The sequence below is a fragment of the Cupriavidus sp. FW305-26 genome, from assembly GCF_058787975.1.
Genome location: NZ_JBYTAH010000109.1, coordinates 1 through 17,107, shown reverse-complemented (window position 1 = coordinate 17,107; position 17,107 = coordinate 1). Strand labels below are relative to the sequence as shown.

At 68.7% G+C, this 17,107-nt stretch carries 12 protein-coding genes; 11 read left to right on the top strand and 1 reads right to left on the bottom strand.

The window, feature by feature from the left end:
* The 4 genes from AC3WQZ_RS33675 to AC3WQZ_RS33660 form a co-directional block, all read left to right on the top strand.
* On the top strand, positions 1-1,359 hold a 1,359-nt coding region (locus AC3WQZ_RS33675; RefSeq protein ID WP_492302009.1), incomplete at its 5' end, for an MdtA/MuxA family multidrug efflux RND transporter periplasmic adaptor subunit.
* A 9-nt stretch (positions 1,360-1,368) separates the two neighbouring features.
* Complete coding sequence (locus AC3WQZ_RS33670) at positions 1,369-4,491, top strand: MdtB/MuxB family multidrug efflux RND transporter permease subunit (RefSeq protein ID WP_492302007.1); 3,123 nt, start codon at positions 1,369-1,371, stop codon at positions 4,489-4,491.
* A gap of 2 nt (positions 4,492-4,493) precedes the next feature.
* On the top strand, positions 4,494-7,793 hold the full coding sequence (locus AC3WQZ_RS33665) for an efflux RND transporter permease subunit (protein ID WP_454749315.1): 3,300 nt from the start codon (positions 4,494-4,496) through the stop codon (positions 7,791-7,793).
* 17 nt (positions 7,794-7,810) lie between these two features.
* Positions 7,811-9,289, top strand: a complete 1,479-nt coding sequence (locus AC3WQZ_RS33660) for an efflux transporter outer membrane subunit (RefSeq protein ID WP_439668555.1) — start codon at positions 7,811-7,813, stop codon at positions 9,287-9,289.
* Here the strand turns inward: AC3WQZ_RS33660 and AC3WQZ_RS33655 are convergent.
* A complete protein-coding gene (locus AC3WQZ_RS33655; RefSeq protein WP_010812185.1) occupies positions 9,276-10,181 on the bottom strand; it encodes a LysR family transcriptional regulator in 906 nt (301 codons plus the stop codon). The genes AC3WQZ_RS33660 and AC3WQZ_RS33655 overlap by 14 nt on opposite strands.
* A 111-nt stretch (positions 10,182-10,292) precedes the next feature.
* Here AC3WQZ_RS33655 and AC3WQZ_RS33650 point away from each other — a divergent pair, with 111 nt between their 5' ends.
* The 7 genes from AC3WQZ_RS33650 to AC3WQZ_RS33620 all read left to right on the top strand — a co-directional run bounded on the left by AC3WQZ_RS33650 (position 10,293) and on the right by AC3WQZ_RS33620 (position 16,918).
* Positions 10,293-10,745 (top strand): PACE efflux transporter, encoded by a 453-nt coding sequence (locus AC3WQZ_RS33650; RefSeq protein ID WP_010812186.1) that lies wholly within the window; start codon positions 10,293-10,295, stop codon positions 10,743-10,745.
* A 156-nt stretch (positions 10,746-10,901) separates the two neighbouring features.
* Positions 10,902-12,155 (top strand): flavin-dependent oxidoreductase, encoded by a 1,254-nt coding sequence (locus AC3WQZ_RS33645; RefSeq protein WP_492302006.1) that lies wholly within the window; start codon positions 10,902-10,904, stop codon positions 12,153-12,155.
* A 51-nt stretch (positions 12,156-12,206) separates the two neighbouring features.
* Positions 12,207-13,358 carry an ABC transporter substrate-binding protein gene (locus AC3WQZ_RS33640; RefSeq protein ID WP_454749319.1) on the top strand — a complete coding sequence of 384 codons (1,152 nt, stop codon included), beginning with the start codon at positions 12,207-12,209 and terminating at the stop codon, positions 13,356-13,358.
* A complete protein-coding gene (locus tag AC3WQZ_RS33635; protein WP_010812189.1) occupies positions 13,355-13,942 on the top strand; it encodes a MarR family winged helix-turn-helix transcriptional regulator in 588 nt (195 codons plus the stop codon). Before AC3WQZ_RS33640 ends, AC3WQZ_RS33635 begins: the two co-directional genes overlap by 4 nt.
* Positions 13,943-13,990: 48 nt before the next feature.
* Positions 13,991-15,592, top strand: a complete 1,602-nt coding sequence (gene dacB / locus AC3WQZ_RS33630; RefSeq protein ID WP_439668554.1) for a D-alanyl-D-alanine carboxypeptidase/D-alanyl-D-alanine endopeptidase — start codon at positions 13,991-13,993, stop codon at positions 15,590-15,592.
* Between the two features lie 175 nt (positions 15,593-15,767).
* On the top strand, positions 15,768-16,595 hold the full coding sequence (locus tag AC3WQZ_RS33625; protein ID WP_041687155.1) for an AzlC family ABC transporter permease: 828 nt from the start codon (positions 15,768-15,770) through the stop codon (positions 16,593-16,595).
* Entirely contained in the window at positions 16,592-16,918 is a 327-nt protein-coding gene (locus tag AC3WQZ_RS33620) for an AzlD domain-containing protein (protein ID WP_011614584.1), read from the top strand. The genes AC3WQZ_RS33625 and AC3WQZ_RS33620 overlap by 4 nt, the downstream gene beginning before the upstream one ends.
* Positions 16,919-17,107 lie beyond the last annotated feature (189 nt).

Genomic DNA, 17,107 nt, shown 5'->3' with positions numbered 1-17,107 from the left:
CGGCTGACCGCCGGCGTGCTGGTGCTGCTGCTCGCGGGGGGCGCCTGGTACTGGTACGCCCATCGCGGCCAGGCGCCGCAGGAGACGGCCGGGGCTGCAGGCGCGCAGCGGGGCGCCAGCGGCCCGGGCGCGCGGGGTGGCGCCGGCGGCCCCGGCATGCCGCGCTCGCCCGTGGTGGTCGCCACCGTGGCCAAGCGCGATATGGATGTGGTGCTCAACGGCCTGGGCAACGTGACCCCGGTGTCCAACGTCACCGTGCGCGCGCAGGTGTCCGGCCCGCTGCTCAAGGTGCTGTTCAAGGAAGGCCAGATGGTCAAGGCCGGCGACGTGCTGGCCGAGATCGACCCGCGCCCGTTCCAGGCGGCGCTGGACCAGGCCGTGGGCCAGCTCGCGCGCGACCAGGCACTGCTGCAGAACGCCAGGCTCGACCAGCAGCGCTACCGCACCCTGCTGGGCCAGGACTCGATCTCCAAGCAGCAGGTCGATACCCAGGACGCGCTGGTGCGCCAGTACGAGGGCGTGGTCAAGACCGACCAGGGCAATGTCGCCAACGCGCGCCTGCAGCTGGGCTATACCAGGATCGTCGCGCCGGTGTCGGGCCGCATCGGCCTGCGCCAGGTCGACCCCGGCAATATCGTCAATACCAGCGACACCAACGGCATCGCGCTGATCACGCAGATCCAGCCCATCGCCGTGATGTACACCATCCCCGAGGACAACCTGCCCTCGGTGCTGAAGAAGCTCAACGCCGGCGAAGAACTTCCGGTGCAGGCGTGGGACCGCCAGGTGCGCAACCAGCTCGGCGAAGGTACGCTGCTGACCACCGACAACCAGATCGACACCACCACCGGCACGGTCAAGCTCAAGGCGGTCTTCCCCAACGCCGACGGCATGCTATTCCCCAACCAGTTCGTCAACGTGCGCACGCGCGTCGATACGCTCAGGGACGCCACCGTGATCCCCGTGGCGGCGATCCAGCGCGGCCAGCAGGGTACCTTCGTCTACACCGTGGATGACAGCAGCAAGGTCAAGGTGCAGGTGGTCACGCTGGGCCCGGGCGACGGCAGCCGCAATGCCGTGCTCAAGGGCCTGGAGCCCGGCCAGCGCGTGGTGGTGGACGGCGCCGACCGCCTCAAGGAAGGCATGACGGTGGAGGCCGTCGACCCGGCCGCGCGCGCCGCCGCGGTGGTGCCGGCCAGCCAGCCGCGCGGGCGCGGCCGCCGCAACCGGGACGGCGGCGGTGCCAGCGGCGCGCACGCCGACGCCAGCGGGGCCGCGGCCCCCGGCGCGGCCGGCGAACATCGCCGCCACCGCCAGGCCGGCGCCAGCGCCCCGCCCGCCGGCGGCGCGCAGCAGTAAGGACAGCGCATGAACCCCTCACGCCTCTTCATCGAGCGCCCGGTCGCCACGGCGCTGCTGATGCTGGCCATCTTGCTGTCCGGGCTGGTGGCGTACCGGCTGCTGCCGCTGTCGGCGCTGCCCGAGGTCGACTACCCGACCATCCAGGTCACTACGCTCTATCCTGGCGCCAGCCCGGACGTGATGACCTCGTCGGTGACCGCGCCGCTGGAGCGGCAGTTCGGCCAGATGCCGGGCCTGAAGCAGATGTCGTCGTCCTCGTCGGGCGGCGCTTCGGTGATCACGCTGCAGTTCGAGCTGACGCTGCCGCTGGACGTGGCCGAGCAGGAGGTGCAGGCCGCCATCAACGCCGGCAGCAACCTGCTGCCATCCGACCTGCCGATGCCGCCGGTCTACAGCAAGGTCAACCCGGCCGACGCGCCGATCATGACCATCGCCATGACCTCGGACACCATGCCGCTGCCCAGGCTGCAGGACATGGTCGACACGCGCGTGGCACAGAAGATCTCGCAGATCCAGGGCGTGGGCCTGGTCACCATCAGCGGCGGCCAGCGCCCCGCGGTGCGCATCCAGGCCAACCCGGCCGCGCTGGCTTCGCTGGGCATGTCGATCGACGACCTGCGCACCGCCATTGGCGCATCCAACGTCAACGGCGCCAAGGGCAGCTTCGACGGCCCCGCGCGCGCCTCCACCATCGACGCCAACGACCAGCTGCGCTCGGCCGACGAATACCGCCAGATCATCCTGGGCTACAGGAACGGCGCGCCGATCCGCATCACCGACGTGGCCGAGATCGTCGACGGCCCCGAGAACAGCCGCCTGGCCGCCTGGGCCAACGACAAGCCCGCGATCGTGCTGAATATCCAGCGCCAGCCCGGTGCCAACGTGATCGAAGTGGTGGACCGCATCAAGGCGCTGCTGCCGCAACTGCAGAATGCGCTGCCGGCCTCGGTCCACGTGCAGCTGCTGACCGACCGCACCACCACCATCCGCGCCTCGGTCGAGGACGTGCAGTTCGAGCTGCTGCTGGCGATCGCGCTGGTGGTGCTGGTGATCTTCCTGTTCCTGCGCAATATACCGGCCACCATCATCCCGGGCGTGGCGGTGCCGCTGTCGCTGGTGGGCACCTTCGGCGTGATGTACCTGGCCGGCTTCTCGATCAACAACCTGACGCTGATGGCACTGACGATAGCCACCGGCTTCGTGGTCGATGATGCGATCGTGATGATCGAGAACATCATGCGCTACATCGAGAAGGGCGATTCGCCGATGGCGGCGGCGCTCAAGGGCTCGAAACAAATCGGCTTCACCATCATCTCGCTGACCTTCTCGCTGGTGGCGGTGCTGATCCCGCTGCTGTTCATGGGCGACGTGGTCGGGCGCCTGTTCCGGGAATTCGCGATCACGCTGGCGGTGTCGATCCTGATCTCGGCAGTGGTATCGCTGACGCTCACGCCGATGATGTGCGCGCGCCTGCTGCACCATGTGCCGGAAGAGAAGCTGTCGCGCTTTCACCGCGCCAGCGGCCGCTTCTTCGACAACGTGATCGAGCGCTACGGCCGTGCGCTGGAGTGGGTGCTCGATCGTCAGAAAGCGACGCTGGTCGTGGCCGTGGCCACGCTGGTGCTGACCGGACTGCTGTATCTGCTGGTGCCAAAGGGCTTCTTCCCGGTGCAGGACACCGGCGTGATCCAGGGCATCACCGAGGCCGCCCAGACCACCTCGTTCGACGCCATGGCGCGCCGGCAGCAGGCCGTGGCCAAGGTGGTGATGCAGGACCCGGCAGTGGCAAGCCTGTCGTCGTTCATCGGCGTGGATGGCACCAACACCACGCTCAACGCCGGGCGCATGCTGATCAACCTCAAGCCCAAGGGCGAGCGCGACCCCATCGACGTGGTCACGCAGCGCCTGCAGCAGGCCGTGCACGAACTGGGCAGCGTGTCGCTGTACACGCAGCCGGTGCAGGACCTGACCATCGAGGACAAGGTCTCGCGCACGCAGTACCAGTTCACCGTCGAGGACCCCGATCCCGCCACGCTGGCCGCGTGGGTGCCGAAGCTGGTGGAACGCCTGCGCCAGGAACCCGAGCTGCGCGACGTCACCAGCGACCAGCAGAACAACGGCCTGCGCGCCTATGTCGATATCGACCGCGACGCCGCCGCGCGCTTCGGCATCACCACCGCGGTGATCGACAGCGCGCTGTACAGCGCCTTCGGCCAGCGGCTGGTGTCGACCATCTTCACGCAGTCGAGCCAGTACCGCGTGGTGCTGGAGACCATGCCGGAATTCCGCAAGAATCCGCAGTCGCTGGCCGACCTGCGCCTGCCCTCCTCTTCCGGCGGCCAGGTGCCGCTGGGCGCGTTCGCGCGCATCACCGAACGCACCGGCCCGCTGGTGATCAACCACCAGGGCCAGTTCCCGGCGGCGACGATCTCGTTCAACCTGGCGCCGGGCGAATCGCTGGGCGCCGCGGTCGACAAGATCACCAGGGTCGAGCAGGAGCTGGGCCTGCCGATCTCGATGCAGACCAGCTTCCAGGGCGCCGCGCTGGCCTTCCGCGCGTCGCTGTCGAACACGCTGTGGCTCATCCTGGCCGCGGTGGTGACGATGTATATCGTGCTGGGCGTGCTGTATGAAAGCACCATCCACCCGGTCACGATCCTGTCGACGCTGCCATCGGCGGGCGTCGGCGCGCTGCTGGCGCTGCTGTTGGCGGGGCAGGACCTGGGCATCATTGCGATCATCGGCATCATCCTGCTGATCGGCATCGTCAAGAAGAACGCGATCATGATGATCGACTTCGCGCTCGAGGCAGAGCGCGAGGGCGGCATGAAACCACGCGATGCGATCTTCCAGGCCTGCCTGCTGCGTTTCCGCCCGATCCTGATGACCACCATGGCGGCCCTGCTGGCGGCGCTGCCGCTGATGCTGGGTTCCGGCATCGGCAGCGAACTGCGCCGGCCGCTGGGCGTGACCATGGTGGGCGGCCTGCTGGTCAGCCAGGTGCTGACGCTGTTCACCACGCCGGTGATCTACCTGGCGTTCGACCGCGTGGCCACGCGCGTGAAAGGCTGGCGCAAGCGGCGCTTCGGTGATCCGGAGGAAGGCGGCACGGGCGAGGAGCCGGTGTAACGATGAATCTCTCGGCTGCCTTCATCCACCGCCCCGTCGCGACCGCGCTGCTGACGCTCGGCATCCTGCTGGCGGGGCTGGCCGCGCTGCGGCTGCTGCCGGTGTCGCCGCTGCCGCAGGTGGACTTCCCGACCATCTCGGTATCGGCGTCGCTGCCAGGCGCGAGTCCTGAAACGATGGCCGCCACCGTGGCGACGCCGCTCGAGCGCGCGCTCGGCACCATTGCCGGCGTGACCGAGATCACTTCGAGCAGTTCGCTCGGCTCCACCCGCGTGACGCTGCAGTTCGACCTGTCGCGCAATATCGACGGCGCCGCGCGCGACGTGCAGGCGGCCATCAACGCCTCGCGCGCGACACTGCCGACCAGCCTGCCCAACAACCCGACCTACCGCAAGGTCAACCCGGCCGATGCGCCGATCATGATCATCGCGCTGACCTCGCCGACCATGACGCGCGGGCAGCTGTACGACGCAGCCTCGACCATCCTCGCGCAGAAGCTGTCGCAGGTCGATGGCGTGGGCCAGGTCACCATCGGCGGGGCCTCGCTGCCGGCCGTGCGGGTCGAGCTGAACCCGACCGCGCTGAACAACTACGGCATCTCGCTGGAGGATGTGCGCAACACCATCAGCGCGACCAACGCCAACCGGCCGCTGGGCACGCTGGAGAACGCCGCCAGCAACTGGCAGGTCTACGCCAACGACCAGGCGATGAAGGCGGAAGACTACATGCCGCTGATCATCCGCTTTGCCACGCCGGGAACCTTCTCGTCGACGTCGGCGGGCGCGCTGATTGCCAGCACCGCCAACGCCGCCGCCAGCGGCGGCGTCAGCACCAAGGTGGTCAACGGCGTGACCGTGACCACGCTGACCACCAGCAGCGGCACCACCACCATCACCAGCGGCGCCACCGGAGGCACCAGTGCCACCAGCGGCCCCAACTCGTTCGCGGTGCCGGTGCGGCTGCGCGACGTGGCCAATGTGGTCGACTCGGTGCAGGACATCCGCAACGCCGGCTCGGCCAACGGCAAGCCGTCGGTGCTGCTGGTGCTGAACCGCTCGCCCGGCGCCAACATCATCGAGACCGTCGACCGCGTCAACGAGATGCTGCCGCAGCTGCAAAAGATGATCCCCGCGGCAATCTCGATGGACGTGATGATGGACCGCACGCCCACCATCCGCGCCTCGCTGCGCGAGGTCGAGAACACGCTGATGATCTCGGTGGCGCTGGTGATCATGGTGGTGTTCGTGTTCCTGCGCAATGTGCGCGCCACCCTTATCCCCAGCGTGGCGGTGCCGGTGTCGCTGATCGGCACGTTCTCGGTGATGTACCTGGCCGGGTTCTCGCTGAACAACCTGTCGCTGATGGCGCTGACCATCGCCACCGGCTTTGTGGTCGACGATGCCATCGTGGTGCTGGAGAACATCTCGCGCCATATCGAGGAAGGCATGAAGCCGCTTGCCGCGGCACTGCGCGGGGCGCGCGAAGTGGGTTTCACGGTGCTGTCGATGAGCCTGTCGCTGATCGCGGTATTCATCCCGCTGCTGATGATGGGCGGCATCGTCGGCCGGCTGTTCCAGGAATTCGCGATCACGCTGTCGGTGGCGATCCTGGTGTCGCTGGTGGTGTCGCTGACCACCACGCCGATGATGTGCGCACGGATGCTGCGCCCGCCCGAGCCGGAGAAGCAGGGCCGCTTCTTCCGCGCCACCGAGCGCATGTTCCAGTGGCTGCACGACGGCTATGCGCGCTCGCTGTCCACGGCGCTGCGCCTGAGTCCGCTGGTGTGGCTGGTGCTGATCGCCACCATCGCACTCAACGTGTACCTGTACGTGATCGTTCCCAAGGGCTTCTTCCCACAGCAGGACACGGGCCGGCTGATCGGCTTTATCCGCGCCGACCAGGCCACCTCGTTCCAGGCCATGCGCGGCAAGCTCGACAATTTCATCAAGATCGTCCAGTCCGACCCCGCCGTGGTCAACGTGACCGGCTTTACCGGCGGTTCCCAGCGCAATACCGGGCAGATGTTCGTCACGCTCAAGCCGCTGTCGGAGCGCAACGAATCGGCCGACGCCATCATCGCGCGGCTGCGCGGCAAGCTGTCCAAGGAGCCGGGCGCGAGCCTGTTCCTGCAGTCGGTGCAGGATATCCGCATCGGCGGGCGGCAGAGCAGCTCGCAGTACCAGTTCACGCTGCAGTCGGACGACCTGGAAGTGCTGCGCGCGTGGGAGCCCAAGGTGCGCGCCGCGTTGTCGAACCTGAAGGGGCTGGAGGATATCGACACCGATACCAACGACAAGGGCCTGCAGACCTCGGTGATCATCGACCGCGACGCGGCCTCGCGCCTGGGCGTGACCGCGCAGCAGGTGGATGCGGTGCTCAACGATGCCTTCGGCCAGCGGCTGGTGTCCACCATCTACCATCCGCTGAACCAGTACCGCGTGGTGATGGAGCTGAGCCAGGAATACCTGCAAGGGCCCGATGCGCTCAAGGACATCTACGTGGTCACCGGCAACGGCAACCGCGTGCCGCTGGCGGCGTTCGCGCGCGTGACCCCGTCCAGCACGCCGCTGGGCGTGAACCACCAGGGCCAGTTCGCGGCCTCGACGATCTCGTTCAACCTGGCCGAGGGCACTTCGCTGTCGCAGGCGACCGACGCGATCACGCGCGAGATGGCGCGCATCGGCGTGCCGGAGACGCTGCGCGCCAACTTCCAGGGCGGCGCCAAGGCGTTCCAGGATTCGCTCAAGAGTCAGCCGATCCTGATCCTGGCGGCGCTGATCACGATCTACATCGTGCTGGGCGTGCTGTATGAAAGCTATGTGCATCCGCTGACGATCCTGTCGACGCTGCCCTCCGCCGGCGTGGGCGCGCTGCTGGCGCTGCTGGCATCGAAGACCGACTTCAGCATCATCGCGCTGATCGGCGTGATCCTGCTGATCGGCATCGTGAAAAAGAACGCGATCATGATGATCGACTTCGCCATCGATGCCGAACGGCGCGATGGCCTGTCGCCGCGCGACGCGATCTACCGCGCCTGCCTGCTGCGCTTCCGCCCGATCCTGATGACCACCATGGCCGCGCTGCTGGGCGCGGTGCCGCTGGCAATCGGCCGCGGCGACGGCGCCGAACTGCGCGCGCCGCTGGGCATCTCCATTGTCGGCGGACTGGTGGTAAGCCAGCTGCTGACGCTGTACACCACGCCGGTGGTCTACCTGACGCTGGACCGCTGGCGCCTGAAGGTCAAGGCCTGGCGCCAGCGCCGCCGTGGTGCCGGCACGCCTGACCAGCCGGCCGCCGTCTAGATTTGCGAAGACTCGACATGACAGTTCTTTCCCGCCTCCTGACCCATGCCCTGCCGGTGTCGCTGGCCTGCGCGCTGCTGCTGGCCGGCTGCGCCGTCGGCCCCGACTACCAGCGCCCCGACGCGCCGGTTTCCGCATCCTTCAAGGAAGCCGATGCCGCCACCCCCGCCTGGACCGGCGACTGGAAGCCCGCCGAGCCGCAGGATGCGCTGGCACGCGCCGACTGGTGGACCGTGTTCGGCGATGCGCAGCTCGACGCGCTGATGTCCGAGGTGCAGATCTCGAACCAGAACATCAAGGCCGCCGAGGCGCAGTACCGCCAGGCGGTGGCGTCGCTGCAGGCCGCGCGCGCCGGCTTCTTCCCGACCGTCGACGCACAGGCCGGCGCCTCGCGCGCGCGCGGCGCCAGCGGCAGCACGCTCAACGGGCAGAGCGCGACCCTGGGCGCAACCTGGGAAATCGACGTCTGGGGCCGCGTGCGGCGCCAGGTGGAAAGCAGCGAGGCCAGCGCGCAAGCCAGCCAGGCCGACCTGGCCTCGACGCTGCTGTCGACGCAGGCAACGCTGGCGCAGAGCTACTTCCTGCTGCGCGTGGCCGATGCGCAGAAGGCCCTGCTGGACCGCACCGTGGCCGACTACCAGAAGTCGCTGCAGCTGGTGCAGAACCAGTATGCGGCGGGCACCGCGCAGCGCTCGGACGTGCTGCAGTCCGAGACCCAGCTCAAGAGCGCGCAGGCGCAGCAGATCGACATCCAGATCACGCGCGCGCAGCTGGAGCACGCCATCGCGGTGCTGGTAGGCAAGCCGCCCGCGGCGCTGACGCTGGCCGCCGACGACTTCCGCACCGCGCCGCCACGCGTGCCGGCCGCGGTGCCGTCGCAACTGCTGGAACGCCGCCCAGACATCGGCGCGGCCGAGCGCCGCATGGCCTCGGCCAATGCGCAGATCGGCGTGGCGCAGGCGGCCTACTATCCGACCCTGTCGCTGTCGGCCAGCGGCGGCCTGACCGCCAGCACGCTGGCGCGCTGGATGTCGCTGCCGGACCGGATCTGGTCGATCGGCGGCGGCCTGGCCGGCACGCTGTTCGACGGCGGGCTGCGCAGCGCGGCCAAGGCGCAGGCGGTGGCGGCCTACGACCAGACCGTGGCCAACTACCGCCAGACCGTGCTGGGCGCGTTCCAGGAAGTCGAGGACAACCTCGCCGCGCAACGGCTGCTGGAACAGGAAGCGGTGGTGCAGAACGACGCGCTGCGCTCGGCGCGCGAGGCGCTGGTGCTGGTGAACAACCGCTACCGCGCCGGCACCGCTGGCCTGCTCGACGTGCTGACGGCGCAGACCAGCGCCTATACCGCCGAGCGCACCGCGCTGTCGATCGCCGGCCGCCAGTACACGGCGGCGGTGGTACTGATCAAGGCGCTGGGCGGCGGCTGGCATGCGCCCGGTGCGGAGGCTGCGCCGGCACAGGCCGGTTCGAACCAGGCCGTCAGCCAGCGCTAGCCGCAGGCGCGCGCGGCAGCGGCTGTTGGCAGATGCGCTCGCGCAGCCAGGTGGCAGCCTTGCCCAGCGGCCGCTGCTTGTGCCAGACCAGCTCCATCGCCACCGGCCAGTCCTGCTGCTGAAATGCCAGCGGCGGCGTCACCAGCCGCGCCGCGGCCGGCGAATTGGCCACCACGTGCCACGGCACGAAGGCCCAGCCCAGCCCGCGCTTGACCAGCTCCACGATCACCCACTGGCTTTCCACCCACCACACGTCCGCGGCCACGCGCAGGCGCATCTTCTCTTCGCTGTCTGAGCGGGTGGCGACCATCAGCTGGCGATAGCGCTTCAGTTCCTCCCAGTCCACACGCTGGCCGGCCAGCGGATGCTCGGGCGCGCACAGGATCTGCATCGGCACCCAGCCCAGCGCATGGAAGCCCAGCGCCGGTGGCAGCACCTCCTGCCGCCACATGATGCCGAGGTCGGCGCCGCCCTCCAGGACCAGCCGGCTGACGTCCTCCATCAGCGGAAACAGCAACTCAAGCTCCACCGCCGGGAAGCGGCTGGAGAACTCTTCCAGCAGCATGCCCAGCGTCTCTTCCGGATAGAGCTCGTCCACCGCCAGCACCAGCCGCGTCTCCACGCCCTCGCCCAGGCTCTTGGCCACGCCGCGGAAGTGCTCGCAGCGCTCCAGGATCACGCGCGCCTCGGCCAGCAGCCGCTCGCCCGCGGGGGTCAGTACCGGGTAACGGGCGGAGCGGTCGAACAGCGCGTTGCCGGCGTCGATTTCCAGGTTGGACACCGCCGCGCTGACCACCGACTGCGCCTTGCCCAGCCGGCGCGCGGCGGCCGAGAACGAACCGGTGTCAGCCGCCGCGACGAATGCCTGCAATTGCTCGATGGAGAGGCTCATAAATAACTTTCCATGCTTATCTATCTGTTTTACAGATAGTATCCAACTTGGCAATCCCTACCCAGCAGATAGACTAGCTCCCATCGCGTTTGACACGCAAGGAGAACAACGATGCGCAAGACCTGGGACCGGATTCGCCACGCCGTCGGCTTCGAGGTGGTCGGCCTGCTGATTTTCGCGCCGCTGGCCAGCTGGGCCTTCGGCTATGAACTGCACGAGATGGGCGTGATCGGAGCGGTCGCCTCGCTGATCGCCACCGGCTGGAACTACCTGTACAACGTGCTGTTCGACAAGGGCATGCTGCGTTTCACCGGCCAGCTGCGCAAGTCGGTGCCGGTGCGCGTGCTGCACGCCGTGCTGTTCGAGCTGGGCCTGCTGGTGGTGTTCCTGCCGTCGGTGGCCTGGTACCTGGACATCAGCCTGGTCGATGCGCTCATCATGGACCTCGCCGTGGCCGGCTTCTACATGGTCTACGCGCTGGTGTACAACTGGCTGTACGACATCGTCTTCCCGGTGCCTTCACTGCAGGCACAAGCCAAGCCGGAAGGCGCCGCGCTCGGCTGAGCGCGGGTTTTTCCCGACCCCGGAGGCGTCACTCCGGGGTCTTCCCCATCTTGTCGCATCCGGTCGAATTGTTATACTCCATAACAAATCCAATTCGACCGGAGGCAGCGCGCCCGCGCTTGCGTACCGGCGCATCCTGCACGCGGGGGAGACACCATGAAAGTCGCAATCGCCGGTGGCGGCATCGGCGGACTGACGCTGGCGCTGCTATGCCACCGCCACGGCATCGAGGCCGAGGTCTGGGAGGCCAGCGAAACGCTGCGCCCGCTGGGCGTGGGCATCAACCTGCTGCCGCACGCCGTGCGTATCCTGTCCGAGCTGGGACTGCGCGACGCGCTGGCGGATATCGCCATCGAGACCTCGTCGCTCTCGTACTACAACAAGCGCGGCCAGCGCATCTGGCATGAGCCGCGCGGGCTGGCGGCCGGCTACGACTGGCCGCAATTCTCGATCCATCGCGGCGAATTCCAGATGCTGTTGCACCGTACCGTGGTGGAGCGCCTGGGCGCCGGCGCCGTGCATACCGGCCATAGCTTCGAGACCGTGCTGGACACCGGCGCGGGCGGACAGGCGCGCTTTGGCCTGCGCCGCCGCAGCGACAATGCCGAGGTCGAGGCCAGCGCCGATGTGCTGGTCGGCGCCGACGGCATCCACTCGGCGGTGCGCCGCCATTTCTACCCCACCGGCGACCTGCCGCGCTTTTCGCGCCGCCTGCTGTGGCGTGCGGTCACCGAGGCGTCGCCCTACCTGGACGGCTGCTCGATGTTCATGGCCGGGCACCAGGACCAGAAGTTCGTGGCCTATCCGATCTCGGAACCGCTGCGCCGCCAGGGCCGCTCGCTGGTCAACTGGATCGCCGAGCTGCGCGTGCCCGACAGCGTGCCCGACACCCCACCGCGCAGCGACTGGAACAAGCAGGTCGACAAATCCGTGTTCTGCGCCGCGTTTGCCGACTGGCGGTGGGACTGGATCGACATCCCCGCGCTGATCGACGGTGCCGAGGCGATCTACGAATTCCCGATGGTCGACAAGGACCCGCTGCCGCGCTGGACCTTCGACCGCGTCACGCTGCTGGGCGACGCCGCGCACCCGATGTACCCGATCGGCTCGAACGGCAGCGCCCAGGCGATCCTGGACGCGCGCTACCTGCTCGACAGCCTGCTCGGCACGCCCGACACCGGCTACGGGCTGCGCGAATACGAGGCCGAGCGCCTGCCGCGCACCGCCGGAATCGTGCTGCGCAACCGCATGAACGGGCCCGAGCAGGTGATGCAGCTGGCCGAGGAACGCGCGCCGCAGGGCTTTGCCGACATCGACCAGGTGATCCCGCGCGCGGAACTGGAGGCGATCTCGCTGCGGTACAAGCAGCTGGCGGGATTCGACCGGCAGTCGATGCAGGGCAAGCGGTAGGATCCGGCAGGTTTGACAATGCAGAACAAGACCATCGAGAGAGGAGACACCATGGCGCCCCTGACCACCACCAAGCTGGCCCGCCTCGCACTGGCCGCGGCCCTCGCCTTCAGCGCCGGCAGTGCGCTGGCCGACATCACCGTCGGCGTCAGCCTGTCCACCACCGGCCCGTCGGCGTCGCTGGGTATCCCGCAGAAGAACTCGCTGGCCTACCTGCCGCAGAAGGTCGGCGGCGAGGCGGTACGCTACATCGTGCTGGACGATGCCTCGGACCCCACCCAGGGCGCCAAGGTGGCGCGCCGCTTTGTCTCCGAGGACAAGGTCGACATCATCCTGGGCTCGTCCGCGGTGGCGCCGTCGATCGCCATTGCCGAGGTGGCCGATGAGGCCCAGACCGTGCAGCTGGCGTTCTCGCCGATCGAACTCAAGCCCGGGCGCGGTGGCTGGACCTTCCGGCTGGCTCAGCCGGTGCGGCTGATGGCCAATGCCGTGGCCGCCACCGCCAAGACCAACGGCGTCAAGACCATCGGCTTTATCGGCTTTGCCGATGCCTACGGCGAGACCTGGCTGAAGGACTTCACCGCCGCCGCCAGCGCCAACGGCATCCGCCTGATCGCCACCGAGCGCTACGGCCGCGCCGATACCAGCGTGACCGCGCAGGCCATCAAGCTGATTGCCGCCAAACCCGACGCCATTTTGATCGCCGGCGCCGGCACCGGCGCCGCGCTGCCGCACACCACGCTGCGCGAGCGCGGCTACGGCGGCACCATCTACCACACCCATGGCGCGGCCACCAAGGACCTGATCCGCATCGGCGGGCGCATGGTCAATGGCGCGATCCTGCCGGCCGGGCCGGTGATCGTGCCGGAGCAGTTGCCCGCGGGCGACCCGGTGCGCAAGCCGGGGCTGGACTACGTCACCCGCTATGAGAAGCAATACGGGGCCGACAGCCGCACGCAGTTCGGCGCCCATGCCTACGACGCCGGGCTGGTGCTGGAGCGCATCGTGCCGGTGGCGCTCAGGCACGCCAGGCCGGGAACGCCGGCATTCCGCCAGGCGCTGCGGCAGGCACTGGAGACCGAGCGCGACATCGTGGTCTCGCACGGCGTGCTGAATTACAGTGGGCAAGACCACTATGGCTTCGACCAGCGCGGGCGGGTTATGCTGACCATCGACAACGGCAACTGGAAACTGCTGAAATGAATCCCGACGCATCCGGCACACCGCCCGCCGCACCCCCGCGCCCGCGCAGCACCACCGCCGCGTCCGCGCGGCGCAAGGCGCGAGACCCGCTTGCGCCGGATCCGGCCGCAAGCGGCGGTGCCGATGCCGGTTTCGACCCGCATGTGCCGAACATCGACTATGGCGTGCTCGACAATCTGATCGGCTACGCCATCCGCCGCGCGCAGATCCGCATCTATGAAGATTTCGTGCTGTCGCTGGCGCAATGGCAGATCACGCCGCCGCGCTTTTCGGCGCTGATCATCATCTCGCGCAACCCGCACCTGAAGCTGACCGAACTGGCGCAGATCCTCGGCATCGCGCGCTCGGGGGCGGTGCTGCTGGTCGACGCGCTGGAAGAGATGAACCTGGTGGCACGCCGCCCGGCAGCCGGCGATCGCCGCGCCTACAGCCTGGTGCTGACGGCAGCCGGCCGCCGCACGCTGGAAGCCGCCACGCAGGCGGTGGTGGCGCACGACGCGCACGTCGGCTCGGCGCTGAGCGAGGCCGAGCAGGCCACGCTGAAGTCGCTGCTGGCTCGGCTGGCGCCGCCGCGCGCCGGCTGAGGGCAGTCGGCAAGACTGTCATCCGCCGGCCCGCGGCCATGCGTTAACATGGCCGCCATGCCAAGAACAATCGCCGCGCCTACTGCATCGCGACCCGGCACCCTGCTGCGCCGCCTGTCGCCACTGCTCTCGCCCATCCTTGCCGCCGTGCTGCTGGCCGGCGGTCCCGCGCCCACCCCGGCGCAAGCCAAGGCGCCCGCCAAGACGGTCAAGGCGGCAAAAGCGGCGAAGGCCGCCACCGCCGCAAAAACCGCTGCCGATCCCGCACTGGTGAGCGCCGGCGTGCCGGCCCCGGTGGCCGCGGCACTGCGCCGAGCCGGCGTGCCGGCGTCGGCCGCCAGCTTCTACGTGGTCAGGCTGGGCGCGGGCACCGCCCGCGCCAGCTGGAATGCGCAGCAGCCGATGAACCCGGCCTCGACCATGAAACTGGTCACCACCTTTGCCGGGCTGCAGCTGCTGGGGCCCGACTACCGCTGGCAGACCTCGCTCTATGCCGACGCCCAGCCCGGCTTCGACGGCACCGTCAACGGCAACGTCTACCTGCGCGGCCACGGCGATCCCAAGCTGGTGCCCGAGGAAATGGCCAAGCTGGTGGCGAAGGCGCGCGCCGGGGGCGCTACCGGCATCAACGGCGACCTGGTGCTGGACCGCAGCTACTTTGCCGATGGCCTGGACGGCAACGGTACCATCGACGGCGAAGTGCAGCGCGCCTACAACGTCGGCCCCGATGCACTGCTGTATGCGTTCAAGACGCTGTCATTCACGCTGACGCCGGACCCGGCCAGCCAGACCGTGGCAGTCAGCGTCACGCCCGAGCTGGCGCAGCTCAAGCTGGACAACCGGCTCACGCTGACCAACGGCCGCTGCGGCGACTGGCAGTCCAGCGCCAGCCCGAGCGTGCTGCCGCAGGCGGACGGCACCGTGCTGGCGTCGTTCTCGGGCGACTATGCCAGCGACTGCGGCGAGCACGTGCTCAATATCGCCACGCTGTCGCATGCGGAGTTCACATGGGGCGGCTTCGTCGCCGAATGGCAGCGCGCCGGCGGGCGCTTTGCCCATATGCCCGCGCTGCGCAGCGGCAAGGTGCCGCGCGGCGCGGTGCTGCTGGCGCGCCACTACGGCCTGCCGCTGGCAGACATCGTGCGCGACATCAACAAGTTCTCGAACAACGTGATGGCACGCCAGCTGTTCCTGACCATCGGCGCAGAAATGGACCGCGGCGGCCCGGCCAGCACCGGGCGCTCGATCCGCGTGGTGCAGCGCTGGCTGGCGCGCCAGGGGCTGGACATGCCCGGCCTGGTGCTGGACAACGGCTCGGGCCTGTCGCGCGAGGAACGCATCAGCGCCTATGACATGGCGCGCCTGCTGCAGCAGGCCGCGGCCAGCAACGTGGGGCCGGTGCTGATCGATTCGCTGCCGGTGCTGGGCGTCGACGGCACGCTGCGCAACCGCCTGACGCGCGCCAACGCGGCCGGCAACGGCTACCTGAAGACCGGCACGCTGGCCGACGTGCGCGCGCTGGCCGGCTATGTGGATGCTGCCGACGGCGGCCGCTACGTGGTGGTCAGCATGATCAACCATCCCAATGCCGCGCAGGCGCTGGAAGCACACGACGCCTTGCTGCAATGGGTGTACCGCGGCGCACCCTGAGTCCGCGGCGCGGCGCCGTGGCCTGGCGCCAACGCCGCGGCCGCATTTTGTTAAGCGGACGCTTACCAGCGTCCGATCCGCCCCTATAATGCCAGGGTGCCGGCCGCGTCCTGCGGCGGCAGCCTTCCGGGCCGGCCCTCGGCCCCGGGCCTGCATTGCCCCCTCGCCCTCTGACATGACTTCCCGACAACCCCCGGTGTGGTTGCGCCTCTGGCATCGCTTCGCACCCGCCGAACGCGCCGGCTTTATCGACGGCGCGCGCTACTTTGCCCCGTCCCTGCCCGCGGTCTTCTCCTGGGGCCTGGTGACCGGCGTGGCGATGAGCAAATCCGTAATGACCGTGCCCGAAGCCATCGGCATGTCGCTGCTGGTCTATGCCGGCTCGGCGCAGCTGGCCGTGCTGCCGCTGTTCGCCGCGGGCCTGCCGCTGTGGACCATCTGGCTGACCGCGGCCGTGGTCAACCTGCGCTTTGTGATCTTCAGCGCCGGCATGCAGCCGCACTTCAGCTACATGCCGCTATGGCGGCGCACCATCCTGGGCTCGTTCAACGGCGACCTGCACTTCGTCTACTTCCTGCAGAAGTACAGCACGCCCGGCTACGAGCCCGGCAAGGAAGGCTACTTCTGGGGCATGGCGCTGACCAACTTCTGCATGTGGCAGCTGTCGTCGATCATCGGCATCGTGCTGGCCAGTCTGTTCCCCGACAGCTGGGGCCTGGGGCTGGCCGGCACCATGGCGCTGATCCCGGTGATGATCGCCACCATCAACTCGCGCTCGACGCTGCTGGCAGTGGTGGTGTCGGCGGTGCTGGCGCTGCTTTGCTTCGATTTGCCGTACCGTCTCAGCCTGGTGGTGGCAGTGGTGGGCGCGATTGCCGCCGGCATGGCCAGCGACGACCTGGCCGCGCGCGCGGCACTGCGCGGCATCCGTCGGCGCAAGCCCAAGGCCCCCGAGGTCACCAACGCCGCCGCGCCGGAAACGCCGCCGGGAGACCGCGCATGAGCCATCTTGAAATCTGGATTGCCATCCTTGGCATGGCGGTCGTCACCATCGTCACGCGCGCGCTGTTCCTGATGGCCGGCGAGCATGTCACCGTGCCCGACCGCATCGCGCGGGCGCTGCGCTATGCACCGGCCGCGGCGCTGGCGGCGATCATCCTGCCGGACCTGATGACCTGGCAGGGGCATTTCACGGTGGCGTTCTCCAACGACAAGCTGATGGCGGGGATTGCGGCCACGCTGTTCTACCTGCTGACGCGGAAGATGGTGGGGATGATCGTGGTGGGGATGGCGGTGTATACGGCGCTGAGGCTGCTGGGCGGCTGAATTGGCGGCATCGTGCTTGGCACACGCCGGCCCTCTCCCTGGCTCCTCTCCCGCTTGCGGGAGAGGGGAGCAAACCGGCAGGTTATTTGCACCGCATGAGTCAGGAACCACCGCCTGTGTGCTCCCTCTCCCGCTTGCGGGAGAGGGTTGGGGAGAGGGCCGGAGCTTCAACGAAGTAAAGCCCCCAGG